This window comes from Streptomyces sp. NPDC002265, from assembly GCF_040296125.1.
GTDB lineage: Bacteria > Actinomycetota > Actinomycetes > Streptomycetales > Streptomycetaceae > Streptomyces.
Genome location: NZ_JBEOWS010000121.1, coordinates 1 through 24,849 on the forward strand (window position 1 = coordinate 1; position 24,849 = coordinate 24,849).

Here is a 24,849-nt window from a genome sequence, read left to right on the forward strand (position 1 = left end):
CCTGGGGCCGCATGCTCCAGGAGGCCCAGGCCACCTTCACCACCGCCCCCGCCGGCGCGCTCGCCCCCGGCATCCTGCTCGTGGTCCTCGTCGTCGGGGTCAACCTCGTCGCCGACGGACTGCGCGACACCCTCGACCCGGCGACCCGCCGGAGGCGGTCATGACCCTGCTCGACGTACGCGGCCTGACCGTGCGCACCGACGACGGGCGCATCCTGGTCGACGACCTCACCTTCGGCATCGACAGCGGCGAACGGCTCGGCCTGATCGGCGAGTCCGGCTCCGGCAAGTCCCTGACCACGCTCGCCGTACTGGGCCTGCTGCCCGACGGCATGACCGCGACCGGCAGCGTGGAGCTGGCCGGCACACAGATCGTCGGGGCCGCCGAGAAGCGGCTCACCGCGGTCCGGGGACGGGACGCGGCCGTGGTCTTCCAGGAGCCCCTGACCGCCCTCGACCCGCTGATGCGGGTGGGCCGCCAGATCGCCGAGCCGCTGGCCCGCCGCACCGGCCTGCGCGGCCGCAACCTGCGCACCGCCGTCACCGAGGCGCTGCTGCGGGTACGGCTGCCCGAGCCCGGGCGGATCGCCCGCGCCTTCCCGCACGAGATCTCCGGCGGCCAGCGCCAGCGCGTCGCCCTGGCCATGGCCCTCGCCTGCGAGCCGAGCCTGCTCATCGCAGACGAGCCCACCACCGCGCTCGACGTGTCCGTGCAGGCCGAGATGCTCGAACTCCTCGACACCCTCGTACGCGAACGGGAGATGGCCGTGCTGTTCGTCAGCCACGACCTCGCCGTCGTCGCCGAGGTCACCGACCGCGCCCTGGTCATGAAGGACGGACGGGCCGTCGAGGAAGGCCCCGTCCTGGACGTCGTCGGCGCGCCGCGGGCCGCCTACACCAAGGCGCTCGTCGCGGGCGCCCGCAAGCTGGAGTCCGCCCTGGACCTGAGGAGCGCGCGATGACACCCGTGCTGGAACTGACGGACGTGGCCGTGCGCTACCGAGGGGCCGCGGCCGACGTCGTACAGGACGTGTCCCTCGCCGTCGAGCCGGGGCAGTCCCTGGCCCTCGTCGGCGAGTCCGGCGCGGGCAAGACCACCCTGCTGCGGCTGCTGCTGGGACTCGCCCGCCCCACCGCCGGCACGGTCCGCTTCGACGGCGATCCGCTGTCCCCGCGCGACCGGCGGCAGATGCGCCGCTTCCGGCGCAGCGTCCAGTGCGTGTTCCAGGACCCGTACTCCTCCCTCGACCCCAGCCGGCGCGTCGCCGCGATCGTCGCGGAACCGCTGCGCTCCCTCGGCCTGGACACCCGGGCGAGTGCCGCGCCGAAGGTGGCCGCGGCGCTGGAGCGGGTCGGCCTGCCCGCCGACGCCGGCGAGCGCTACCCGCACGAGTTCTCCGGGGGCCAGCGCCAGCGCATCGCCATCGCCCGCGCCATCGTCTGCGACCCGCGCGTGCTGCTCGCCGACGAACCCGTCAGCGCCCTCGACATCACGACCCGGGTGAAGGTCGTCGACCTGCTCGCCGAGCTCAAGGAGGAGCGGCAGCTGACTCTGGTGATGGTCTCCCACGACCTGTCGGTCGTCGCCTCCCTCTGCGAGCGCACCGCCGTCCTGGAGCGGGGCCGCCTGGTCGAACAGGGCGACACCCGGCAGGTGCTGGGCGCCCCGGAACACCCGTACACCCGCCGCCTGATCGACAGCGTGCCGCGCCTGCCGGTCTGACCCGGACGAACCCCGGCCCGCCGTCGGCCCGTCAGCCGGACGACACCGTCCGGCCCAGCGGGCAGTCGGTCAGCAGGGTCGCGGGATCCGCTCCGGCCGGCCGCAGGACCGTGTGATCCGCGGGCGGCACGCCGTCCCCGCGCAGCCACCGTTCCAGCGCGGTGAACGCGGAGCGATGGCAGGGGACCATGGGGCGCAGCCGGTCCGGGAAGACGTCGACGAGCGAGTCCGTGTGCGTACCGTCCTCGATCCGGTAGTAGCGCAGCAGCGCACCGCGCCCGGCTTCGCGCACCATGCGGGCGTAGACGTCGGAGTCCCGGCCGATGGGCAGCAGCACGTCGAGGGTGCCCTGCACGGTGATGAGCGGCTTGCCGATCCGGCCGGTCAGGGCGATGCGGCCGACGGCACGGTGCACCTGCTCCGGCCGGGTGGCGTAGGAGTAGTCGGCGTCGCAGCCCGGGGTGCCCGGGGCGCAGAACGGGGTGCCCGCCTCGGTGGCCCCGTCGAAGCCGGGGTCGAGTTCCTCGCGGTAGATGCGCTGGGTCAGGTCCCAGTAGACCTGCTCGTGGTACGGCCACAGGAACTCGGAGCCCGCCGGGTACCCGGCCCGGTGCATGGCCTCCAGCGCCTCCGCGGCGCCGGGGCCGCCGGCGGCGTACACGGGGTAGGCGCGCAGCGCGGACGGCAGGAAGGTGAGCAGGTTGGGGCCGTCTGCGCGCCACAGGGTGCCCTCCCAGTCCACTCCGCCGTCGTACAGCTCGGGGTGGTTCTCCAGCTGCCAGCGCACCAGATAGCCGCCGTTGGAGATGCCCGTGGCGACGGTGCGGTCCGGGGGCCGGTGGTAGCGCTGCGCGACGACCGTGCGGGCGGCCCGGGTGAGCTGGGTCAGGCGGCTGTTCCACTCGGCGATGGCGTCGCCGGGTCTGCGGCCGTCGCGGTAGAAGGCGAGTCCGGTGTTGCCCTTGTCGGTGGCGGCGTAGGCGTAGCCGCGGGAGAGCACCCAGTCGGAGATCGCGCGGTCGTTGGCGTACTGCTCGCGGTTGCCGGGCGTCCCGGAGACCACCAGCCCGCCGTTCCAGTGGTCGGGCAGCCGGATGACGAACTGCGCGTCGTGGTTCCAGCCGTGGTTGGTGTTCGTGGTCGAGGAGTCGGGGAAGTAGCCGTCGATCTGGATGCCCGGAACGCCACGGGGCGTGGGCAGGTCCCGGGGGGTGAGTCCCGCGAAGTCGGCCGGGTCGGTATGGCCGGAGGCCACTGTTCCGGCCGTGGTCAGCTCCTCCAGGCAGTCGGCCTGCTGGCGGGCCGCGCCCGGTACGCGGATCAGGGCGCGCGCCGCGCAGTGGCCCTCGGGCGTCCCCTGCGCACCGGCGGCAGGCGCGGCCGTGGGCAGGAGCGCGCACACGGCCGCGAGCGACAGCGCGCCGAGGGCGGTACGACGTCCGGGCCGTCCGGGACGTTCACGGGGCGGAGCGGTGACGATGTGCGCTGCGGGCATCCGATTCCTCCGGGTCGAGTGGGGGACTGGCGGGAGGCTAGAGGCGCGATCACCGTGGCGAACATGTGCGGGCCCACCACGTCGGCGGTCCGGACTGAAGCGCCGGACACCATGGGCAACGGCTAGTTTTGACTCTGTCCAAACTAGCGGGCTAGGCTGTCGTCACCGGACGGCCGGCGGGAGATGTCCCGCATCGGTGTCCGATTCCCCGCACGTCCCGTGCGCACCGGCGCGATCGCCCCGGTCTGCCGCCGGGCGGCGCCAGTCACTCGAACCACTCACTTCACGTGGGCCGACCACCGACGGAGTTCACCATGCACTGCTTCGACTGCACCGAGGACGGGAGCGGTACGACGGCCGGCATCGGCGCCTGCACCGGCTGCGGCCTGTTCGTCTGCCGTGATCACGCCCGTGTCGTGGGCGCCGGTGTCCAGCGGTCCGTCGGTGTCGTGCCGCGGACCAGCCCCGTAGCGGCCCGGCGCCTGGTCTGCGCCACCTGCCGCACGGCCGAGCTCGCCCGCTGACTGCCCCGGACGCCCCGGCCGGGGCGACACGGGCTGTACGGTGACGAACGGGACGCGACGGACGCGAGGAGTGTGAGCCGGGCATGGAGCAGTCGGCGGACGACCTGCTCAGGAGCAAGGGACTGCGCAGTACGGCACAGCGGCGAGCCGTCCTGACCGCGCTGCGCGGCCACCCGCACTCCACGGCGGCCGACCTGGAGACGAGGATCGGCGCGGCCGGGTCCTCCGGCGGCGGACTCTCGCGCCAGGGTCTCTACAACGTCCTGGACGACCTGGCCGGGGCGCGGCTCGTGCGCTGCATCGAACCGGCGGGTTCCCCCGCCCGCTACGAGCTCCGGGTCGGCGACAACCACCATCACCTGGTCTGCCGCGGCTGCGGCCGCATCGAGGACATCGACTGCGCCGTGGGGTCGGCTCCGTGCCTCGCCCCGGTGCAGGAACGGGGTTTCACCGTCGACGAGGCCGAGATCACCTGGTGGGGGATGTGCGAGGAGTGCCGGCAGGCATCGGCCGGGAGCACGGCCGGAACCGTATCGGCGTGAGCACCCGCCACCGCGTCCGCATCCGTGCGACCACCTGCCACCGCGTCCGCATCCGCGTGACCACCCGCCATCGTGTCCGCGGCTGCCGGTCCGTGGTCCGGACCCGCGGACGTCAGCTCTCCAGGCGTTCCCGGTCTCCCATCACCACGACCGGAAGGTTCTCGGGATCGAGGGTGTGCAGCAGTGTCCGCATCCCCGACTCGGGGAGGGTGACACACCCCGACGTACCGTCACCGTGGTCGAGGTGCAGCCAGATGCCGCCTCCCCGCTCCACACCGTCGGGCCGGGACCAGTCGAAGGGCGGGACGCCCTTGCGCCGGTTGTAGTCGACGGCGATGACGTAGTCGAAGTCATGGGCGTGCGCCGCGGTCTGGATCTGCATGGACGCGTAGGCGTGGTCGTCGTACCAGTACCGCAGCCGGCTGCCCGGATCCCGGCGTGCGCCTCCCGCGTCGGTCAGCGTGAACACCCCGGCGGGGGTGCGCTCGTCGCCCATGCGATGGTCCGCCGTCCAGCCCCTCCTGCCGTTGTGGGCGGGCCAACTGCCCGTCCGTTCCCAGGTCGTGCCCTGTTTCTCGTAGAGCGCGACGAGGCCGTCGGGCGAGTCCCGGTCGTCGCCGTAGACGACGACCAGCTGACGGGTGGCGGCCGGGACCTGTTGCCACATCCGCTCGCCGATGCCCGCCGGGCGCAGGTCCGCGGCCGGACGGGGTGAATCCGCCGCGGGGCGGGGTGAACCTGCCGTCGGGAGACTGTGCCCCGGTGCTCCGCCGGGGCCCGGCCGCTCGGCGGCGCCGGCGCAGGCCACGGTTCCCGCGAGCAGGACGCCGCAGGCGAGGGCCGTGGACATGGACCGACGCGCACCGCCGCGCCGCCTCGGCCGAAACGGAAATCGGGTACCAGGGAATGTCCGCATGTCCAGGATCCTGCGGCGCGACGAGGACGAGGCGCATCCGCACCGGGGCAACCGGCCTAATCGCCGTCCCGCAAGACCGTTGACCGTACGCGTCGTTGCCGGAATCTGATGCGGGCTCGGATTCTGACTCCGACTCGGGTTCTGATTCCGACTCGGGTTCTGATTCTGATTCGGATTCGGATTCGAGTTTGGATTCGGGTTCGGACCGGGGGCTCTAGGCGATCAGGCTCGTCTTCGGGCGGACCACGCAGAACTCGTTGCCCTCCGGATCGGCCAGTACGGTCCACGACTCGTCGCCGCGCTGGCCGATGTCCACCCGGCGGGCGCCGAGCGCGAGGATGCGTTCGATCTCCGCCTCCCGGTCCTCGGCGGCGGACGTCAGGTCGAGGTGCAGCCGGTTCTTGACGACCTTGCGATCCGTCACCGGCATGAAGCAGATGCCCACCGGACCGGACTCCTCCGGCCCGATCACCACCTCCCGCTCGCGCTCGGACAGGATCCGCCAGTTCAGTACCCCGGCCCAGAACCGGGCCAACGAGGGCAGATCATGGGCGTCGATGACGATGTGATGCAGCGACAGAGGCATATCGCTCATTGTGCCCACCGGCCGACGGGGGAGTTCCGGACCGCTGCCCGCCGGCTCCCGGCCCCTCCGCGGCCGTACGAGTGACGAAGCGGGCGAATGCCGGACAGAATGGAAGTGCAGGGCATTTTCGTCAGTCGAGCGACGGAAGGTGAGGGACGCCATGAAAGGCTTCGTCTTCCACGGCCCGGGACAGTCCGCCTGGTCGGATGTCCCCGACCCCGAGGTCAAGGAGCCCACCGACGCCGTCGTGCGGGTCGACACCACCACCATCTGCGGCACCGACCTGCACATTCTCAAGGGCGACCTGCCCGAGGTACGCCCCGGCACGGTCCTGGGGCACGAGGCCGTCGGCGAGATCGTGGAGGTGGGCGACGATGTGCGGACCGTCCGTCCGGGCGACCGGGTCCTGGTCTCCTGCATCAGCGCCTGCGGCCGCTGCCACTACTGCCGCGAGAGCGCCTACGGCCAGTGCCGGGGCGGCGGAGGCTGGATCCTGGGGCACCTGATCGACGGCACCCAGGCCGAGTACGTCCGCGTCCCCTTCGCCGACCTGTCCGTGTACGCCCTGCCCGGCGTGGTCGAGAGCAAGGACGCCGTCCTGCTCGCGGACATCTTCCCGACCGCGTACGAGGTGGGCGTCCGCAAAGGGCACGTCCGCCCGAGCGACACCGTCGCCATCGTCGGGGCCGGTCCCATCGGCCTCGCGGCGATCGCCACGGCACGTCTGTTCGGCCCCGAGCGGATCATCGCCGTCGACCTGGCCGCATCGCGACTCGAGGCCGCCAGACGGCTGGGCGCCGACGCCGTGGCCGACGCCGGCGAGGTTCCCGAACAGCTGGTCGCCGATCTCACCGACGGGCTCGGCGCGGACGTGGTCATCGAGGCGGTCGGCGTACCGGAGAGCTTCGAGCTGTGCACGCGCATGGTGCGGCCCGGTGGCCGCGTGGCCAACATCGGCGTCCACGGCGCACCCGCCGTGCTGCACCTCGAAGACCTGTGGAGCAGGAACGTCACCATCACCACCGGTCTGGTGGACACCCACTCCACGCCCACCCTGCTGCGCATGGCGGCGGCCGGCCGGCTGCCCACGGCACAGCTGGTCACGCACAGCTTCCTGCCGGACCAGATGGAGGAGGCGTACGACGTCTTCGCCCGCGCCACCGACACCGGCGCCCTCAAAGTGGTCCTCGGGGAGCCGTCGCACGACGAGGTCGCCGTACGGGCGGCCTGAGGCGTCCTGAAGCAGGCTGGGGCGGAGCCGCACCCGGTCATCCGGGAGCCGCGGTCATCGGGGGCCGCGGTCATCGGGGGCCGCGGTGATGCGGCGGCCGGTGAGGCGTTCGAGCCGGATCGACACCCACATCTCGCGCACGCCGCCCGCCCACGGTGTGCCGGGGGCCAGCTCGGTGAGCCGGCGTACCGCGTCGGGAGCCGTCACGGCGCTCGCGGGACCCACGGCGAGGACGCTCCAGCCCCTGCTCAGGGCCTCGTCCATGTGGTCGACCTCGAAGGCGACCTCCGCCCCGACGGCCGCCGCGGGCGTGGCGTGCGGCGCGGTCCGGAAGACGATCGCGTCGTCGACGACCGCGTAGTTGACCGGGACGACCGCGGGATGGCCGTCGGGTGCGCACACCGCGATGCGCCCCACCCCGTGGGTGGAGAGCAGCGCACGGCACTCCTCCGTGTCGAGGTCCTGCAGCTGGGGGTGGAGCAGGGCGTGACCCTGGCCGGGAGGCAGATCCGCGTCGGCGCCGCGCAGGGCGGTCACCGTGGTGCCCAGTGCGTCGGCGAGCCTGATCAGGCTCGCCACCCCCGGGTCGGCGGGCTCTTCCTCCAGGTACCGCAGATAGGCCGGGGACATCCGGGCCCGCTGGGCCGTCTCCTCGCGGCTGAGCCCCCGTTTCCGGCGCTCGACGATCACGCGTCGGCCGATGTCACCGGGGCGGGGAACCCGCAGTGCGGCGGCCTCGTACCCGGCTGCCCTGACGCCCCCGTCGGCCGGGTGCGGATCCTGGGCGGGTGGGGGCTGCCCGTGTTCGAGCGGGCGGATGTGCGCATCGGGCCCGGGGAACACCAGGGTCACCTCGCCGGTGTCCGACCAGCACACGTCGTAGGGCGGCGTCCCGTCCTCGTGGTGGAGTCCGATGATCTGGCCGTCGCGTCTGGTGCCCTCGGTCGTCACGTTATCGATGACCAGCCGATCGCCGACGTGAGCCCTCATGACGCCGCCCTTCCCTGAGAGTGGTGCTGTTTCCAACGTGCCACGCGCGGCGGCGGCGCGCAGGAGCTGATCGCCCCGGACACCCGGAGCCCGGGAGCCGGTGCGCCGCCTTGGGTCAGCCGGGCCACCCGGCGACCTGCTGGTCCTCCGGCCGTGGCGTGCCCATGCCCTGGATGTCCTGCTCGGCCGCCTTCAGCAGCTGCCGCGCCAGGTCGCTCAGGCCCCGGCCCGCGGCGAGCTCGTCGCCGATCCGCGGCACGTCCTCGTCCGCGGGATTGCAGTGCGCGGTGCCCAGAGCGGTGAGCTCGCCCGCGCCGGTGTCGAGCAGCAGCTCCGCCTTCGTCGTTCCCGCGTCGTCCTCGTACAGATGAATACGGACCTTCCATTCCAACGTATGCGACATCGCTCTCCTCCTCGGCTCGATGCGGCTCCGTCCGGACTGACAATCCGGCTTCGTAGGACACGCAGGACGACGCCATGCGGTCAGTCGCCCTCGATGTCGAGCACCTCGTCCACGGGGCGCCGGGCCGTCCCGGGCCCCGAGGGGCCGTAGCCGAGCCGCAGGACCATCTGGACGAAACCCATGGCGGATTCCGGGTCGCGTACGGTCCAGCGGAGCTCGGGCCACTCGAGGGCATGCGAGGTGAGGGAAGTGGCGAGCCCGTCGAGGGTGGCCTGCAGCAGTACGCGCTCCAGCGCCTGGCCCGCCACCAGCCAGTCCCGCGGCCGGTCGTCCCGGGTGCCCAGAACGGCGAGCTGGGGTGTCTCCTCGAAGACGGCGGTCTCCCGGCCGGGCACGGGGTGCCGGCCCGCGAAGTCACGCACGGGTGCCGCGCCGAAGCGCTTTCGCGGGCCGAAGGCTTCCTCCGGCACTCCGTCGCCCGGCTGTCCGGCCTCCGGTGCGCCCACGCGGATCCAGCGGCTCAGTTCCTCGGCGGCGGCGGAGTCCCGGTCGTCGCGCCCCTCGGCGTCCTGGATCAGATGAAGCAGGGTCCGGACATGCCACGCCCCGGGGAACACCAGCTGGGCGCCCTCCAGCACGGCGGCACCGCTCAGGGTGTCCTTGACGGCCTGCGGAATCTCCTCGTCCGTGAACGGATGACGGCTGGTGTGGCGGCGGCGGATCGCCGGATACAGCGCGGCGAGGTCGTCGTCGGCGGCGGCCGTGGGGCCGGCCAGCCGTACCTCGGCGAGCAGGGCGGGGTCCGCCGGATCGGGCAGCAGTCGGGTGACGGGCTCCCAGCCCGCGTGCGCGGCGGCCACGCGCAGATTGAACACGGCGGCGGCGCAGCCCAGGTGCAGGGCGCGGGTGCTGGGATCGGCGTGCGGCATGGCGCGGTCGAGGTCCGCGTACACCTCGAAGGCGCTGTCCCCGCGCCGGAAGCGGAACCTCCACGGCTGGGCGTTGTGCATGGAGGGCGCGGCCGTGGCGTCCGCGACCAGGGCCGTCACGGTCCTCGCGTCGAGTGTGCGTACCGACAACGGACCTGCCTCCCTCCAGGGCCGACCGTTCGTCCACGTGGAGGCGACTTCCGTGCCTTCCACCTGTGCGCTCTTCCCACTATGGCACCGGGGGTCGGACCACGCGCGGCCGTCCGACGGCGTCGCCGGGCGCCTCGGCGGGCACCCTCGCGGACGCCGGATCAGGCCTTGTCGAGCCGGGTACCGCCGCTGCCGCGCAGGACGTCCAGACGGCGGTGGTACTCGTCCTCGTCGATCTCCCCGCGGGCGAACCGTTCGGCGAGCAGCTGCTCGGGGAAGGGCCGGTTCGGGGGGAGGTGATCCGTCGGTCCGGTGCCGGACGGCCGGGACAGGGCCCGGAACAGCAGAACGCCGACGGTGATGAGGGCGACCCAGAAGAGGATCATGCCGACCGACATGCCGAACCAGCCCCATCCGCCGGGATCATGGCCGTACCAGAACATCACGTCACCCACTTCCAGGCGGCTGCCGGACCCGGGCCACACGCCCGTCCTCCCGGCGTCGCACCTCCATTGTCGTCCCGCCGTAGCCGCACGTCATGGGCCGTCGGGCACAGTGCGCAGGGCCGATGGTCCCGGCCTCGCGGGGATGACCGGGACCATCGGAGACGTCCACCACGGACGACGGCAGGCAGGGCACGGATCCGGGCCAACCGTCGGAGCCGGTCACCGAAGCCGGTCACCGAAGCCGGTCACCGAAGCCGGTCACCGAAGACGGCGGGCCGGGCACGGATCCCGGCCGTGTCACGGCGGCCCTCGGCCGGGAGGGACGGCACGCTTGCAGGGCGGGCACCGCGGCACAGCACCCGCAGTGCCTCGCCGCGTCCCGCTCCGACCGCCACGGACGTTCCCCCGACCGCCACGGACGTTCTTCTACGGAGACGCCATGCCGCACCCGCCGTCGCAGCCCGTGCCGCGACCCGCCCCACAGGTCACGCCGCAACAGTCGCCCGGACCGCACCGGTTGCTCGCGCCGCAACAGCCGACCGGGCCGCGACCCCGCTCACAACCACCGCTCCGGTCAGGGTTGCTGTCGCGGCTCCTGTCACGGCCGACCGTGCCTGCGCCGCGGCCGGCTCTCGTCACCCGGCCCGCGTGGCGGACGGCGGGGGAGTTGCCGTGCGGGTGATCGGCCTGATGTCGGGGACCTCCTACGACGCCATCGAGGCCGCCGCCGCGGACCTCGCCCTGGACGGTGACGTCCTGCACCTGCACCCGCTCGGGCACCTGTCCGCCCCCTACCCCGACACCGTGCGCGACCTGATCGCCGCCACGCTGCCGCCGGCCACCACGACCACCCGGGCCGTCTGCACCCTGGACACCCGCATCGGCCAGGCCTTCGCCGCCGCCGCCGAACGCGCCGTGCACGACGTGTGCGACGGCAGGGCGGACCTCGTCGTCTCGCACGGCCAGACGCTCTACCACTGGGTCGAGGACGGCGCCGTGCACGGCAGCCTGCAACTCGGCCAGCCCGCCTGGATCGCCGAGGCCACCGGCCTCCCGGTCGTCTCCGACCTGCGCAGCAGGGACGTGGCGGCGGGCGGGCAGGGAGCCCCGCTGGTGGGCATGACCGACACCCTCCTGCTGCGCGGCCTGCCCGGCACACCCGCCGCACTCAACTTGGGGGGCATCGCCAACGTCACCGTTCTCGCGCCCGGCACCGACCCGCTGGCCTTCGACACCGGCCCCGCCAACGCGCTCCTGGACGCGGCCGTACGGCACTTCACCGGTGGCACCCATGCCTACGACGCGGACGGGCGAGGGGCCGCGGCCGGCCGGACCCGTCCCGAGCTGCTCCGCGTCCTGCTGGACGACCCCTACTACCGCAGGCCCGCCCCGAAGACCACCGGCAAGGAGTACTTCCATCTGCCCTATCTGCGACGGGCCCTCGCGGCAGTGCTGCCTGCCCCCCGGCCCGACGACGTACTGGCCACCCTGACCCGGCTGACCGCGGTCACCGTCGCCGACGCGTGCCGGGCCCATGGCGCCACCCAGCTCGTCGTGTCCGGCGGCGGGGTGCGCAACCCCGTGCTGATGCGCATGATCGCCGAGGAGCTGCCCGGTGTGCCGCTGCGCCCCAGCCATGAGCTGGGCCTTCCCTCCGACGCGAAGGAGGCGTTGGCCTTCGCGATCCTGGGATTCCTCACGGTGCACGGCCTGCCCGGCACGCTTCCGTCGGGCACCGGAGCCCGGCGGGCGACACTGCTCGGCACCATCACCCCGGGCCGCTCGCCGCTGCGCCTGCCCGAACCGGCCGCGCGCCCGCCCCGCGTGCTGCGGATCGGCCCCGGGCGCCGTACTTCCGGCCGCTGAGCCGGAATGCCACCATGGTCCGAGGAGTCCTTCCCACCACCCCCGGGACCATCCATCGGTATCCGACACAACACCGCTCGACTGCCCCGGCTCGCGGACGCGGACACCCGCGCCCCGGATCCGCCCCTCGGCCCACGCACGGCCGGGCCGCCGGCCCGATCCCGTCACTGCGACCGCTCTACCCCGCCCGGCCCGAGCCGGACCGTCCCGATGTCACCGCCGGAACAGGAGCATGCGCATGCGTCTTTATGCCCAGACCCCAGTGCGTCGGAGCCGCCAGGTGCTCGCGGACCTGATCGCCGTGGTCCTGATCGCGGCCGCGGTGCGGTTCGCCCTGGCCGTCCATCACGTGATCATGCTGCTGGCGGAGCCCGGACAGAAGGCGCAGACCGCGGGCGACACCCTCGCCGACGGTCTGGGCGACGCCGGCGACGCGGCCTCGAAGGTGCCGTTCGTCGGTGACTCCCTGAAGAAGCCGCTCCTGGCCGCCGCCGACGCCGGCAACGGCCTGTCCGACGCCGGACGGTCGTTGCAGGACACCGTGGGACAGGTCGCCACACTGACCGCGGTGGCGCTGATCGTCCTTCCGGTGGCCTTCGTCCTGGTGCTGTGGCTCCCGCCGCGGCTGCACTGGATCAGGCGCAGCGCCACCACGCGCCGTCTGCTCGACGCGCCGGGCGGCGCGGACCTGCTCGCCCTGCGCGCCCTCACCGGGCCGCAGCGTGCGCTCGCCGCGATCCCCGCACCGCCCGGCGGCCTGGCGGACGCCTGGCGGCGCGGGGATCAGGAGGTCATCACCGCGCTGTCCGCGGTCACGCTCAGGCACGCGGGGCTGCGACCGTGACCCGCGATGCGGGAGTCGTGTGCGGAGCTCCCGCGGAAGGGATCAGCCGACCCTGAAGGAGTGAAGCGGGGCGCCGGACACACCTATGGCGTACGACAGGGCCGACCCGCCGAACGGAGTCCCGGTGCAGTTGCCGCTCTCGTACACGGAGACGGGCCTGATGGTGTAATTGCCCACCGAGCGGAAGTAGTTGCCCTCGGGGGCGTTGGGGAACAGCTCGAGGACGGTGTAACAGTGGCCGTCCTGGGGGTTGTTCACGACCACGCGCGGGGCGAGCAGGATGGAATCCTCCCCGGGCTGGCCGAGTACGACCTGTACGTCGCCCGCGGCGGGCCAGGCCGCGGTGGGAACGGCCCAGGCGAGCAGCAGGGCGGTACCGGTCGCCAGGGCGAGCTTGACCCGGCGGGAGATCGATGGACGGGACATGGACACCTCCGGCGTCTCGAGGTCGTGGCGACCTCTCCGCTCCGGTGGCACGGACCGGGTCCGCGCCGTCGCAGCACTGTCGGACCTCTACCGCCAGTCTGCATGTGGATCGACCCACGCGCATCACCGGTTCGCTTTCCGTACTGGTGAACCCGCGATGCGGGGTGCTCCGGCCGCCATCGGTGGACGTGCCGACGGTGAAATTTGATCGCATTCAACATGAACGCACGACTGTGCCGAGGTGGCGGCATGTCAAAATGCGGAATTTTACGCCTCTGTTTTATCGAGGGCCGCCCGGTGCCGGACCCGGCTTTTTACCCGGACGTGATTGATCTTGGTTGGCCCGGCAGGTCCTGCAGTCAAATGGAGGTGCCGGTTCCTCTGTGGATGCGAGGTGACGGAATGTTTCGTCCGTTTCAGTGTCCATGGAACGAAAGTCGGCGTCTGTATCTGTCCGGCCGATTTGTTTGCGGACAATCTCCTTACTCACAAAGTCATTTGACGCTCCGTCCGCTTCGCGCTTTCCTCTGCTGAGTTTTCTATGGCGCCGTTGTCGAAGAGGCCCGTCCGGGGCCTTGGCGAAGCGTGCGCCGACGGACCAGGGGGTCGGTGGGGAATGACGGAGTGGGGAATGACGGCGTACTCGCGTGCACGGCGCAGACGCAGAACCCGGGTCGCGGTCGTCGGCGCGCTGTCGGGACTGGTGCTGGCGGGACTTCCCGTCCTGTCGCCCACGCCCGCCGGCGCGGCTCCCGCGCAGAGCGCCGCCTCCGCGACCTCGCCGGCGGCGCAGGCGGCCGCCCGGGCGGCGGAGTCCGGAAAGCAGGTCGAGGTGGTGTCCGAGCGCACCGAGTACTCGACCACCTACGCCAATCCCGACGGCAGCACGTTCAACCTCAAGCAGTCGGTGACCCCCGTCCGGGTGGCCCGGCCCGGCGGCGCGTGGGCGACGCCGGACGCCACGCTGGTCCGTCGTGACGACGGCCGCGTCGCCCCGAAGGCCGCGGTGGCCGGGGTGTCCTTCTCCGGAGGGGGCGACGGCAAGGACCTGGTGAGCATGGCCGAGGGCGGCCACACCCTGACGGTCGGCTGGACCGGTTCGCTGCCCGTTCCCACGCTGGAGGGCGACTCGGCCGTCTACGCGGACGTGCTGCCGGACGTGGACCTGCGGATGACGGCGACCACCGAGGGCTATCGCGAGGTCCTCGTCGTGAAGACGGCCCAGGCCGCCGCGAACCCGGCGCTGGCCGAGCTCCGGCTGCCGGTACAGGCCGACGGCCTGGTGCTCAGGGAGGGCGCGGGCCAGTCGCTCCAGGCGGTGGACGAGAACGGAGCCACTGTCTTCCGCGCACCGACGGCCCGGCAGTGGGACTCCACCGGCCGTGACGGCGAGACGGGCACCCCCGCACCCGCCGGGTCACCCGCCGAGTCACCCGCGGTGAAGTCCTCCGCCGCGAAGTCCGCTGCCGTGCGGTCCTCCGCAGTGCGCTCCGGCACCGCGGAGTCCACCGCCGTGACGTCCGGGGCCGCCGTGACGTCCGGAGCCGCCGTGACGGCCGAGGGCACCCCGGCGGCGGGCTCCGCGGGCGCGGGCGACGAGTCCGGTGTCACCGACCCCACCGAGGGCCCGAGCGGTGCCGCCACCGCCGTCCCGCTGGACGTGTCGGCCACCCAGAGCGCCATCACCGTCGTACCCGACGCCGGCGGGCTCAAGGGCGACAAGACCGTCTACCCGCTCTACATCGACCCGGACGTCTCCTGGTCGGAGTCCGAGCGCACGGTGCTCTCCTCCGACGGCGACGCCTTCTACAACTTCACCGGCGGAGACGAGGGCAAGGGGGTCGGCCTGTGCTCCATCTACTACACCGGCGGCTACGGCTACCCCTGCACCACCGGCACCCCGTACAAGCAGCGCATGTACTTCGAGTTCTCGCCGTCCGCGCTGAAGGGCAAGAAGGTGCTGGACGCCACCTTCCGGGTGACCGAGCGCTGGTCGATGTCCTGCACGGCGACCGTGGTGCAGCTGGTGCGCACCGGTGACATCTCCTCCTCCACCCGCTGGCCCGGCCCCACCGCCAACTGGGACGTCATGGGCGACCGTACGGTCGCCGCGGGCCGCGGCTCCGCCTGCGACCCGAGCCAGCCGGCGAAGCCGATCGAGTTCAACGACGACCCCAGCCAGTCGTACGAGAACCTGACCAAGACCGTGCAGTCCTTCGCGGCCGGGGACATGTCCCGGCTGACGCTGATGCTCAAGGCCGGCGACGAGGGCGACCCCAACGGCTGGAAGCGCTTCGACGACGACGCGGTCCTGGACGTGAACTACGTCGGCGTCCCCGGGCCGCCCACCGGTCCCGCCGTCCTGTCCGGCAGCGGCACCACCTGTGAGACCACCGAGTCGGACCCGGCGATCATCTCGGACCCGACCCCCGACTTCGTCTCCAACGTGCAGACGGAGTCCGGCGGTGAGAGCGGCGCGACCCTGCGCGCCCACTTCGTGGTGCAGAAGAAGAACACCGACGGCAGCTGGAGCGTCGCCACCGAACCGGTGCGCCCGTCCAGCGGGTTCGTCACCGACAACGCCAAGGTCCAGGTGACCTCGCCGGTGTCCTTCGCCGACGGGACCCTGGCCCGGATGCAGTCGTGGACCCGGTCCTACTGGAGCGGCGACGACCACATGATCGAGTCGACGCACAGCTCGGTGGCATCCAAGGGCTGGTGCTACTTCAAGGTCGACACCACCGCACCGAAGGCGCCCACCGTCACCACCGACGGCATCTACAGCCTGTGCACCGCCAACGCCTGCGCCGCAGGCGGCGGCCCCGGCCTGGGCGGGAACTTCTACTTCAAGCCCGCCTCCGGCGACACCGACATCGCCGGCTACGAGTACCGGCTGCCGACCTGGCCCACCTGGCACTCCGTCACGGGCTCCGCACCGACCAAGCTGATCACGCCCGAGCTGCCCGGCACCCAGATCCTCCAGGTCCGGGCCAAGGACAACGTCGGCGCCGGACGGCCCGGTGCCACCACCAGCTTCCTGTTCAAGGTGGCCGAGGGCGAAGGCGCCACCGGACGCTGGCACTTCGACGACGCGGCCCCCGGCTCCGGGGTGACCACGGCCGCCGACACCGCGACCACGACCGGCACCCGGCACGCCCTGACCTTCCACACCGCCGGCGCCGGCTGGTCCTCCCTGGCGCGCCGGGGCGAGGGGGACCGCTCCTTCTGGCTGGACTCCACCGTCGCCGCCAACCAGACCGCCTGGGCCGACACCTCGGCACCCGTGATCAACATGCAGGCTTCCTTCTCGGTCTCCACCTGGGCCTTCCTGACGGACAGCTCCGACTTCCGCACGATCGCCTCCCAGCTGAACTCCGACAACACCGGCTGGTCGCTCTACTACTCCTCAAGCGTCCAGCGCTGGGTGTTCCTGTGGTCCTGGTACGAGAACGGGGTGCGCAAGTACGTCGGTGCCAACGCCTCGGCCGCGGGTGTGCCCCTGAAGACATGGACCCAGGTCGGCGGGGTCTACAACGCCACCGACCGCACCATCACCCTCTATGTCAACGGCCGTCCGCAGGGCTCCCCGATGGAGCTGGGGACGTCCGGCAAGCCGACCACCAGCGACGGCGTCCTGGAGGTCGGACGCTCCGGCTACAGCGGCGGGTTCGAGCGCTACTGGCGTGGCCGTGTCGACGAGGTCGCAGTCTTCCAACGGGCCCTGAGCGACGGTGAGATGGCCCAGGAAGCCGGACTGATCGACCCGGACACCGGGAGCACCGCCGTGGAACTGGTCGGTGCCTGGAACCCGGACGGAGCCGGCGGCACCACCCTGTCCGACCCGGTCAGCGGCTACGGCGGCCGGCCGATCACCCTCACCGGTGGCGCCACGCTGGACGGCGAGACCATCCCGCTGGACGGCGTCGACGACGCGGCGACCGTGCCCGGCCCGGTCGTGGACGACACCGGCTCCTTCACCGTGACCACCGAGGTGGAACTCGACGGCGCCGCCCTGGCCAGGAAGGCCACCGGCTACAGCGGGCAGGTCGTCGGCCAGCGCACCGCCGACGGATCCGCCTGGGGCCTGTGGTTCAACCAGACCGGCACCGAGCAGGTCCCGCAGGACGACGGCACCCTCAAGGACGTACCCGTCGGGTACTGGCGCTTCGGACGCCTCGCGGCGGACGGCAAGACCTACACCGCCGTCACGTCCGACAGCGCGGCCCTGACCGACGAACGCGTCCGGCTGACCGGCGCCTACAACGCCCAGGACGGGACGATCAGCCTGTATTTGGACGCCACACCCAACGACGTACCGACCGCCTTCACCGCGGTCGCAGGCAGCGGTGACTTCAGCGCGGGCCGGGCCTACGTGAACAAGGCGTGGGGCAACTACCTGCCCGAGAAGATCAGCGATCTGCGGATCTGGGTCGGGGCGCCCGCCAACGACATGCAGGTGGAGAACATGATCGGCGGCTAGCCGCGGGCTCGGGGCCCGGCCGAACGGGCCGGGCCCCGAGCAGTGTCCGCGGCCGCCCCGACGGGTGTCCGTGCCATGCCCCGCAGCCCCGGCCCGTCGGTCCGCCGGGCTCCTTCACCGCCGGCCTGCACGTGCGGGCCGGCCTTCTCCAGCACCATCCGTGCACCTCCGTATGCCTTGGAGTGGAACCAACACCATGTTCTTGCGTCCACGCAGACGACGGAACGGCCCCGCGGCCACCGTCAGCCGCACCCTTCGTCTGACCGTCGGGTCACTCGTGCTCGCCCTGAGCGTGCCGATCGGACTGGCCCCGATGGCCCAGGCCGCCGACGCGCTCGGCCGGCCCCACACACCGAAGACCCGCAGCGCCAGGATGGTCCCGGCCGACCCCGCCACGGCGCAGGCGGCCCGGGCGCGTCTGGCCGGGGCCCGGGCCCGCAACCGGGCGGAGGGCGCCGAGGCCCTGGCCGCCCAGCACGCCACCTGGCCCAGCCCCGCCCGCGCCGGCCTCGTCCGCGGCAGGCGCACCGAGGTCGGCGGCCTGCCGGTCACCCTCACCGCGCCGACCACGCCTTCCGGCAAGGACAAGGACAGCGCCAAGGCGAAGAGGGCGAGGGACAAGGCCGCCGCCCCGGCCTCGACCGCGGCGACCGTGCAGGTGCTCGGCCGCAAGGAGGCCGCCGCCGCCGGCATCAAGGGCGTACTGCTGTCGGTCACCGCCGACCGGGCCGGTACCACCGGGCTGGACGTGGACTACTCGTCGTTCGCCTCGGCCTACGGCGGTGACTGGGCCGGCCGGCTGCGCCTGGTGCAGTTGCCGGCGTGTGCGCTGAGCACGCCGCAGAAGGCCTCCTGCCGCACCGAGACACCGCTGGCCGGATCGCGCAACGACATCGGCGACCGGACCGTCTCCGCCCAGGTGACGACCGTCCGCACCCCGACGGCCACCGCCGCCACGACCGGCACCGCCGCCACGACCGCCCAGGCGGCGCCCGCCACCGCCGTCGTGGCGCTCGCCGCGGCCGCCGGTGAGTCGGCGTCGGGTTCGGGCGCGTACACCGCCACCCCGCTGAGCCCGTCGTCGACCTGGCAGGCCGGGGGCTCCTCGGGCTCGTTCAGCTGGTCCTACCCCATGGGCACCCCGGCCCCGGCGGCCGGCCCCGCCCCCTCGATCACCCTCTCCTACGACTCCGGCGCCATCGACGGCCGGACCGCCAACAGCAACAACCAGGGCAGCATCGTCGGTGAGGGATTCGACCTGTCGTCCGCCTCGTACGTGGAGCGTTCCTACGGCTCCTGCGACGACGACGGCCAGGACGAGAAGTTCGACATGTGCTGGAAGTACGACAACGCCTCCCTGGTCCTGAACGGCAGGTCCACGACCCTGGTCAAGGACGACACCACCGGCACCTGGCGGCTGAAGGACGACGACGCCTCGACCGTCACCCACGGCACGGGCGCCGACAACGGTGACGACGACGGCGAGTACTGGACGGTCACCACCGGCAACGGCACCAAGTACGTCTTCGGCCAGAACAAGCTGGACGGCGCCGGCACCGAGCGCACCAACTCCACCTGGACCGTACCGGTCTTCGGCGACGACTCCGGGGAGCCGGGCTACAGCAACGGCACCGCCTTCGCCGACCGCGCGCTGACCCAGGCGTGGCGGTGGAACCTCGACTACGTCGAGGACGTGCACGGCAACGCGATGTCGTACTGGTACACCGCCGAGACCAACTCCTACGCCAAGAACAAGGCGACCACGGCCACCGCCGACTACACCCGCGGCGGCTACCTCACCAGGATCCTCTACGGTCAGCGCAAGGACGCCCTGTTCACCGGCACCGCCTCGCACAAGGTGACCTTCGACTACGCCGAGCGCTGCACCGCCGCGGACTGCTCGGACCTGAAGGACTCCACCGCCGACCACTGGCCCGACGTGCCGTTCGACTCCATCTGCAAGAACGGTGACGACTGCGACTCCAAGAGTCCCTCCTTCTTCACCCGCAAGCGGCTGACCGGGGTGAACTCCTTCGCCTGGGACGCGGCGAACAGCACGTACACCGCCGTGGACTCCTGGGCGTTCACCCAGCACTTCTACGACGGCGGCGACCTCGGCGACACCTCCGACCAGGTGCTGGTCCTCGACTCCGTCACGCGCACCGGCAAGGCGGGCAGCGACATCGCCCTGCCGCCGGTGACGTTCACCTACGACAAGCGGCCCAACCGGGTCGACGGCACCGACGACATCGTGCCGCTCTACCGGCCCCGTCTCCGTACGATCGTCTCCGAGACCGGCGCGGTGACCACCGTGACCCTCTCCGACCCGGAGTGCGTGCGCGGCCAGACCCCGGACGAGGACGACGGCCACGCCTCCTGCTACCCGGTGTACTGGCACATCAACGGCGCCGCGGAAGCCGGCCTGGACTGGTTCCACAAGTACCGGGTCCTGGCGGTGACCACCACCGACCCCACCGGCAAGAACGCCACCACGGAGACCGACTACACCTATTCCGACCCCGCCTGGCACTACGACGAGAACCCGCTCACCCCGCAGGACGAGCGGACCTGGTCGCAGTGGCGCGGCTACGGCAAGGTGACCGCCGTCAAGGGCACGGACGCGGTGAAGTCCAAGACGGTGACCCTCTTCATGCAGGGCATGAACGGCGACCGGATGCAGGGCTCGGACGGCAAGCTCGACCCCACCGCCCGCAAGTCCGTCAGCGTGAAGGCGGTCGCCGTCTCCGGCCTGACCGTCGCCGATCAGACCGACAGCGAGCAGTACGCCGGCTTCACCTGGCAGCAGGTCACCTACGACGGCAGCCGGGCCGTCGAAGTGACCGTCAACGACCCCTGGTCCAAGGTGACTTCCACCCAGCACGCCTCCTACGCCGACACCGAGGCCTACTTCGTCCGGACCGGCAGGACCGCCACGTCGACGTATCTGACGGCCAAGGACTCCTGGCGCACGCACACGACCTCCACCACCTTCGACGCCTACGGCATGAAGGCCACCGAGGACGACGCCGGCGACACCGCCAAGAGCGGTGACGAGACCTGCACCCGTACCTGGTACGCCCGCAACACCACCAAGGGCATCAACAGCCTCGTCTCCCGCGTCCGCACCGTCGGGCGCACCTGCGCCACCGGCGAGGACCAGCTGACCCTGCCCACGAAGGTCGCCGATCGCGGCGACGTGCTCTCCGACACCGCCACCGTCTACGACAACACCGCCGCCACCGCCTGGAGCGCGAGCCAGACGCCGACCCTGGGCGACGCCTCGTGGACCGGACGGGCGGCCGCCTACCCGGCGACGGTCAGCGGCGGGGAGCGCGCCCCGACCGCCTGGCAGACCACGGCCAAGACCGGCTACGACACCCTCGGCCGTCCGACCAGCGTCACCGACGCGGCGAACTACACCACCACCACGGCCTACACGCCCGCCGCCGGTCCGCCGACCCTGGTCATCAAGACCAACGCGGCCACCCAGAAGACCTTCACCTACTACGAGCCCGCCCGCGGCAACGTCATCCGCTCCTTCGACATCAACAACAAGCAGACCCAGTCCACCTACGACGCCCTCGGCCGGGTCACCGCCGTCTGGCTGCCGAACCGCACCAGCGACCAGCCCGCCAGCTACGTCTACGACTACGGCATGAGCGACACCGCCCCGTCCTGGACCTCGACCGGCGCCGTCAAGGCGGACGGCGACACCTACGAGACGGTCTACTCGATCTACGACGCCCAGCTGCGGCCCATCCAGACGCAGAAGCGCAGCCCCGAGGGCGGCCGGATCCTGACCGACACCCGCTACGACAGCCGCGGCCTGGCCTACGAGACCTACGCGGACGTCTACGACAGCAAGAACGCGCCCTCGGGCACCTACGCCCGCGCCGAGTACGGCGGCACCGCCAAGCAGACCGCGACCACCTTCGACGGCGCCGAGCGCCCGGTGACCAGCACCTTCTTCACCTACGGCGTCCAGCGCCGGTCCACCACCACCAGCTACACCGGTGACTCCACGGCCACCACGGCCGTGCAGGGCGCCTCCGCGAAGCGCGTGATCACCGACGCCCTCGGCCGCACGGTCGAGACCCGTCAGTACGCCACCACCTCACCCGACGACGCGGCCTACGGCGGCGCCACCGGCACCGCGTACAGCTCGACGAAGTTCTCCTACACCCTGGACGACAAGCAGGCGACCGTCACCGGCCCGGACAACAGCGCCTGGAGCTGGACGTACGACCTGTTCGGCCGCCAGGTGAAGTCCACCGACCCGGACAAGGGCACCGAGACCACCGGCTACGACAACCGGGACCTGCCGGCCTGGACCAAGGACGGCGCGGGCCGGGTGGTCATCACCGCCTACGACAAGCTGCGCCGCCCCACCGCCACCTACAAGGCGCCGTCAGACGCCGACCTGACCTCGACCACCGAGGAGCAGACCCCGGCCAACCAGCTGACCGCCCTGGCCTACGACCCCGCCGGCTACAAGGGCCAGCTGTCGTCGTCGACCCGGTACACCAACGGCGCCACCGACACCGTCCACGCCTACACCCGCAAGGTCACCAGCTACGACAGCCTGTACAACCCGCTGGAGTCCACGCTGACGCTGCCCGGTGACGACCCGATGGTGACCTCCGGAGCGGTACCGTCGGCGACCCTGTCCTTCAGCGCCAACTACGACATCACCGGCGCCCAGAACCAGGACGTCCAGCCGGCGGCCGGCGGCCTGCCGAAGGAGATCATCGACACCGGGTACAACGACTACGGCCTGCCCGCCACCCTCAGCGGCACCCAGAGCTACGTCCTGGCGAGCGACTTCACCGCCACCGACAAGGTCCAGCAGCTCACCCTCGGGGTCTCCGCGGCCGCGGGCGTCAAGAAGGCGTACGTGTCCAACACCTGGGACGAGGGCACGGACCGGCTGACCCAGTCGGTGGTCACCGACGACACCCACGCCTGGCAGCTCCAGCAGCTCAACTACGACTACGACCAGGCCGGCAACGTCACCTCGCTCACCGACCCCACCACCCTCGGTGGCACGAGCAGCGCCGACAACCAGTGCTTCGCCTACGACGGCTACCAGCGCCTGACCGAGGCCTGGACGCCCAGGACGGCCGACTGCTCCGCCACCGGCCGCACCAGCGCCAACCTCGGCGGTCCCGCTCCCTACTGGACCAGCTACGCCTACAACACCGCCGGCCAGCGCACCACCGAGACCAGTCACAGCACCACCGGCACCACGACCTCACGCACCTACTGCTACAACAGCACCACCCAGCCGCACACCCTGACCGCCACTCCCGCCGGGACCGCCTCGGGCGTGTGCACCGGAGTCACCGCGGCCTACGGCTACGACGCCGCCGGTGACACCACCGCCCGCCCCGACGGCACCGCCACCCAGTCCCTGGTCTGGGACGCCGAAGGCAAGCTCGGCAGCCTGAAGGAGACGTCCGGCTCCACCACCAGCACCACCGGATACATCTACGACACCGACGGCAACCTCCTCGTCCGCCGCAACACCGGCGGCGAGAGCGTGCTCTACCTCGGTGCCACCGAGGTCCACTACAACGCCGTCACCGGCAAGAAGTGGGCCCAGCGCAGCTACAGCCTGGGCGGCACCACGGTGGCGGTGCGCTCCAACCAGAGCGGCACCTCCACCCTCACCTGGCTCGCCGCCGACCGGCACAACACCGCGGGCCTCGCCCTGACCGCCACCGACCAGGCCATCACCAGGCGCTACACCACCCCGTTCGGCGCCGACCGCGGCACCGCGGTGACCACCTGGCCCGACGACAAGAAGTTCCTCGGCAAGTCGGCCGACGCCGCCACCGGCCTCACCCATGTCGGTGCCCGCGAGTACGACCCGCTGCTCGGCCAGTTCATCAGCGTCGACCCGCTGCTGGACACCTCCGACGGCCAGTCGCTCAACGGGTACGCCTATGCCGACAACAGCCCGCTGATGGGCTGGGACCCGGACGGCAAGGACAACTGGTGGGCCGACCCCACCATGAACAAGCCCGTGGAGAAGGGCGGGACGCCCATCAGCCAGGACCTCGCCAACGAGCAGGGCTTCGGCTCCCTGTGCAACCCGAACAACTGCTCCGGCTTCGACCCGAACAAGATGCCGGCCGGCGGCCCGGCCTACGAGTACCCCAAGGTTCAGGCCGAAGACGCCAACCGCCCCGGGTGGGGCACGCTGAAGACGACCCCGCACGACAAGTCCGTGTTCTTCATGGCCGGCTCCATGGCTCTGTCCTACGTGGCGATGAGAGGGTGGCAGCGCGGCTTCGGCCTCCTCGAACACTGGATGGAGAACAGCGGGGAGACGGTCGAGCTCAATGTCGCCGACATGATGAACAGCCTCTCCCTCATGCGCAAGGACGTCGGTTCGTACATCAAGCTCGGCACGTTCGACAGCGGCTGGCAGCAGACCAGCGTCGCCACCAAGAAGAAGGGCGAGAACAAGGGCCACGACGCCGACGACTACTACTTCGCGCTCAACGGCTACCAGTACCGGGTGCGAGGAAACACGGAGATGCAGCGAGGTCATCTCACGGGTAGCGTCACGGTGGACGTGTACAAGAGATACAACTGGGGGAACATCGGGGGCGGCAAGCCTCGGAAGGATCTCGGCTACGGTCCGTTCAGGCCTCTGAAGCAGAACGACATGGCCCATCTGAACTCGGTGGGGCTGGCTCGCGACTTCGATGTCGTCGGCCACCAGACGTTCGACATCGGCTAGGAGAGATCATGTTCGACCGACTGCCACGCACTCTGGTGCTGTTCGTCGGCATGGCGCTCGCCGTCGGCCTGGTTGCCTGTGATCCCGGCGGCCTGCATGCCGGCGAGAACAGGAAGCCGTTCCCTCACCAGGGCAAGTCGGACCTCGCCGATGTCAGCCTTGAGCAGGCGCTGTCCGACTACCACGTCCGCCTGCCCAAGGCGGCCGAGGACATCGCCTACGGTGCCCTCAAGGCCGAGGACGGATACCCGTTCGGGGTCGAGTTCACGATGCCGTGTGACGGTGTTCCGGCGTTCACCCGGGACAACCAACTCGCCTCCGCAGGCAAGGAAACCCCCTCGGAAGTGCGGGTGGACGCGATGGAGGCGGGATTCACGCTGGATGACAGCCCGGCCTACGTCCGGGCGAAGGGATCGAAACTCCCCAAGGTCACCGGGGCGGTCTTCGAAAGGTCGGGCACCTGCCGGGTGTTCCTCGCCGGCTGAGGCCCACCCGACGTCGGCAACAGGGCCGTGCACGCCCTCAACGAGGCGGTCGGCTTTGAACCCGAC

General features: G+C 71.7%; 18 protein-coding genes. 10 read left to right on the forward strand and 8 right to left on the reverse strand.

The genetic code is table 11. The annotated features are described in order from the left end of the window. Positions 1-160: 160 nt before the first annotated feature. Entirely contained in the window at positions 161-961 is an 801-nt protein-coding gene (locus tag ABT085_RS21720) for an ATP-binding cassette domain-containing protein (protein ID WP_351610205.1), read from the forward strand. Continuing rightward, positions 958-1,722 (forward strand): ABC transporter ATP-binding protein, encoded by a 765-nt coding sequence (locus ABT085_RS21725; RefSeq protein WP_351610208.1) that lies wholly within the window; start codon positions 958-960, stop codon positions 1,720-1,722. The genes ABT085_RS21720 and ABT085_RS21725 overlap by 4 nt, the downstream gene beginning before the upstream one ends. Before the next feature lie 31 nt (positions 1,723-1,753). Here ABT085_RS21725 and ABT085_RS21730 read toward each other — a convergent pair whose 3' ends face one another. Continuing rightward, a complete protein-coding gene (locus ABT085_RS21730; protein WP_351610210.1) occupies positions 1,754-3,217 on the reverse strand; it encodes a 3-hydroxybutyrate oligomer hydrolase family protein in 1,464 nt (487 codons plus the stop codon). 287 nt (positions 3,218-3,504) lie between these two features. Here ABT085_RS21730 and ABT085_RS21735 point away from each other — a divergent pair, with 287 nt between their 5' ends. Together ABT085_RS21735 and ABT085_RS21740 are read left to right on the forward strand one after the other, a co-directional pair. Then, a complete protein-coding gene (locus ABT085_RS21735; RefSeq protein ID WP_351610212.1) occupies positions 3,505-3,741 on the forward strand; it encodes a DUF2180 family protein in 237 nt (78 codons plus the stop codon). An 83-nt stretch (positions 3,742-3,824) separates the two neighbouring features. Next, positions 3,825-4,283 (forward strand): Fur family transcriptional regulator, encoded by a 459-nt coding sequence (locus ABT085_RS21740; RefSeq protein ID WP_351610215.1) that lies wholly within the window; start codon positions 3,825-3,827, stop codon positions 4,281-4,283. A gap of 112 nt (positions 4,284-4,395) precedes the next feature. Here ABT085_RS21740 and ABT085_RS21745 read toward each other — a convergent pair whose 3' ends face one another. Both ABT085_RS21745 and ABT085_RS21750 read right to left on the reverse strand, forming a co-directional pair. Next, positions 4,396-5,133 (reverse strand): L,D-transpeptidase family protein, encoded by a 738-nt coding sequence (locus tag ABT085_RS21745; RefSeq protein ID WP_351610217.1) that lies wholly within the window; start codon positions 5,131-5,133, stop codon positions 4,396-4,398. A 280-nt stretch (positions 5,134-5,413) separates the two neighbouring features. Further along, a complete protein-coding gene (locus tag ABT085_RS21750; protein ID WP_351610220.1) occupies positions 5,414-5,785 on the reverse strand; it encodes a VOC family protein in 372 nt (123 codons plus the stop codon). 160 nt (positions 5,786-5,945) lie between these two features. Here ABT085_RS21750 and ABT085_RS21755 point away from each other — a divergent pair, with 160 nt between their 5' ends. Further along, positions 5,946-7,016 (forward strand): zinc-dependent alcohol dehydrogenase family protein, encoded by a 1,071-nt coding sequence (locus ABT085_RS21755; protein WP_351610222.1) that lies wholly within the window; start codon positions 5,946-5,948, stop codon positions 7,014-7,016. A 54-nt stretch (positions 7,017-7,070) separates the two neighbouring features. On the opposite strand, the gene ABT085_RS21760 is transcribed toward ABT085_RS21755, so the two are convergent. The 4 genes from ABT085_RS21760 to ABT085_RS21775 all read right to left on the reverse strand — a co-directional run bounded on the left by ABT085_RS21760 (position 7,071) and on the right by ABT085_RS21775 (position 9,931). Further along, positions 7,071-8,006: a pyridoxamine 5'-phosphate oxidase family protein gene (locus ABT085_RS21760; RefSeq protein ID WP_351610224.1), complete on the reverse strand. Its 936-nt coding sequence runs from the start codon at positions 8,004-8,006 to the stop codon at positions 7,071-7,073. A gap of 115 nt (positions 8,007-8,121) precedes the next feature. After that, positions 8,122-8,409, reverse strand: a complete 288-nt coding sequence (locus tag ABT085_RS21765) for a DUF1876 domain-containing protein (protein WP_351610227.1) — start codon at positions 8,407-8,409, stop codon at positions 8,122-8,124. Between the two features lie 80 nt (positions 8,410-8,489). After that, positions 8,490-9,488 carry an Acg family FMN-binding oxidoreductase gene (locus ABT085_RS21770; protein WP_351610229.1) on the reverse strand — a complete coding sequence of 333 codons (999 nt, stop codon included), beginning with the start codon at positions 9,486-9,488 and terminating at the stop codon, positions 8,490-8,492. A 161-nt stretch (positions 9,489-9,649) separates the two neighbouring features. Further along, positions 9,650-9,931, reverse strand: coding sequence for an SHOCT domain-containing protein (locus tag ABT085_RS21775; protein ID WP_351610247.1), 282 nt, complete (start codon positions 9,929-9,931; stop codon positions 9,650-9,652). Positions 9,932-10,606: 675 nt separating this feature from the next. Here ABT085_RS21775 and ABT085_RS21780 point away from each other — a divergent pair. Both ABT085_RS21780 and ABT085_RS21785 read left to right on the forward strand, forming a co-directional pair. Further along, entirely contained in the window at positions 10,607-11,800 is a 1,194-nt protein-coding gene (locus tag ABT085_RS21780; protein WP_351610232.1) for an anhydro-N-acetylmuramic acid kinase, read from the forward strand. A gap of 238 nt (positions 11,801-12,038) precedes the next feature. Continuing rightward, positions 12,039-12,644: a hypothetical protein gene (locus ABT085_RS21785; protein WP_351610234.1), complete on the forward strand. Its 606-nt coding sequence runs from the start codon at positions 12,039-12,041 to the stop codon at positions 12,642-12,644. Between the two features lie 42 nt (positions 12,645-12,686). On the opposite strand, the gene ABT085_RS21790 is transcribed toward ABT085_RS21785, so the two are convergent. Next, positions 12,687-13,070 carry a hypothetical protein gene (locus ABT085_RS21790; RefSeq protein WP_351610237.1) on the reverse strand — a complete coding sequence of 128 codons (384 nt, stop codon included), beginning with the start codon at positions 13,068-13,070 and terminating at the stop codon, positions 12,687-12,689. A 631-nt stretch (positions 13,071-13,701) separates the two neighbouring features. Between ABT085_RS21790 and ABT085_RS21795 the strand changes: the two genes are divergently transcribed. From ABT085_RS21795 to ABT085_RS21805, 3 genes are all read left to right on the forward strand, one after another. Continuing rightward, entirely contained in the window at positions 13,702-17,550 is a 3,849-nt protein-coding gene (locus ABT085_RS21795) for a laminin G domain-containing protein (protein ID WP_351610239.1), read from the forward strand. A 196-nt stretch (positions 17,551-17,746) separates the two neighbouring features. After that, entirely contained in the window at positions 17,747-24,298 is a 6,552-nt protein-coding gene (locus ABT085_RS21800) for an RHS repeat-associated core domain-containing protein (protein WP_351610241.1), read from the forward strand. An 8-nt stretch (positions 24,299-24,306) separates the two neighbouring features. Continuing rightward, positions 24,307-24,783, forward strand: coding sequence for a hypothetical protein (locus tag ABT085_RS21805; protein WP_351610244.1), 477 nt, complete (start codon positions 24,307-24,309; stop codon positions 24,781-24,783). Positions 24,784-24,849: the final 66 nt, after the last annotated feature.

Coding starts and splice junctions, on each gene's coding strand:
- ABT085_RS21720 (WP_351610205.1), top strand. CDS start 161: ATGACCCTGCTCGACGTACGCGGCCTGACCGTGCGCACCGACGACGGG.
- ABT085_RS21725 (WP_351610208.1), top strand. CDS start 958: ATGACACCCGTGCTGGAACTGACGGACGTGGCCGTGCGCTACCGAGGG.
- ABT085_RS21730 (WP_351610210.1), bottom strand. CDS start 3,217: ATGCCCGCAGCGCACATCGTCACCGCTCCGCCCCGTGAACGTCCCGGA.
- ABT085_RS21740 (WP_351610215.1), top strand. CDS start 3,825: ATGGAGCAGTCGGCGGACGACCTGCTCAGGAGCAAGGGACTGCGCAGT.
- ABT085_RS21745 (WP_351610217.1), bottom strand. CDS start 5,133: ATGTCCACGGCCCTCGCCTGCGGCGTCCTGCTCGCGGGAACCGTGGCC.
- ABT085_RS21750 (WP_351610220.1), bottom strand. CDS start 5,785: ATGCCTCTGTCGCTGCATCACATCGTCATCGACGCCCATGATCTGCCC.
- ABT085_RS21755 (WP_351610222.1), top strand. CDS start 5,946: ATGAAAGGCTTCGTCTTCCACGGCCCGGGACAGTCCGCCTGGTCGGAT.
- ABT085_RS21760 (WP_351610224.1), bottom strand. CDS start 8,006: ATGAGGGCTCACGTCGGCGATCGGCTGGTCATCGATAACGTGACGACC.
- ABT085_RS21765 (WP_351610227.1), bottom strand. CDS start 8,409: ATGTCGCATACGTTGGAATGGAAGGTCCGTATTCATCTGTACGAGGAC.
- ABT085_RS21775 (WP_351610247.1), bottom strand. CDS start 9,931: ATGTTCTGGTACGGCCATGATCCCGGCGGATGGGGCTGGTTCGGCATG.
- ABT085_RS21785 (WP_351610234.1), top strand. CDS start 12,039: ATGCGTCTTTATGCCCAGACCCCAGTGCGTCGGAGCCGCCAGGTGCTC.
- ABT085_RS21790 (WP_351610237.1), bottom strand. CDS start 13,070: ATGTCCCGTCCATCGATCTCCCGCCGGGTCAAGCTCGCCCTGGCGACC.
- ABT085_RS21795 (WP_351610239.1), top strand. CDS start 13,702: ATGACGGCGTACTCGCGTGCACGGCGCAGACGCAGAACCCGGGTCGCG.
- ABT085_RS21800 (WP_351610241.1), top strand. CDS start 17,747: ATGTTCTTGCGTCCACGCAGACGACGGAACGGCCCCGCGGCCACCGTC.
- ABT085_RS21805 (WP_351610244.1), top strand. CDS start 24,307: ATGTTCGACCGACTGCCACGCACTCTGGTGCTGTTCGTCGGCATGGCG.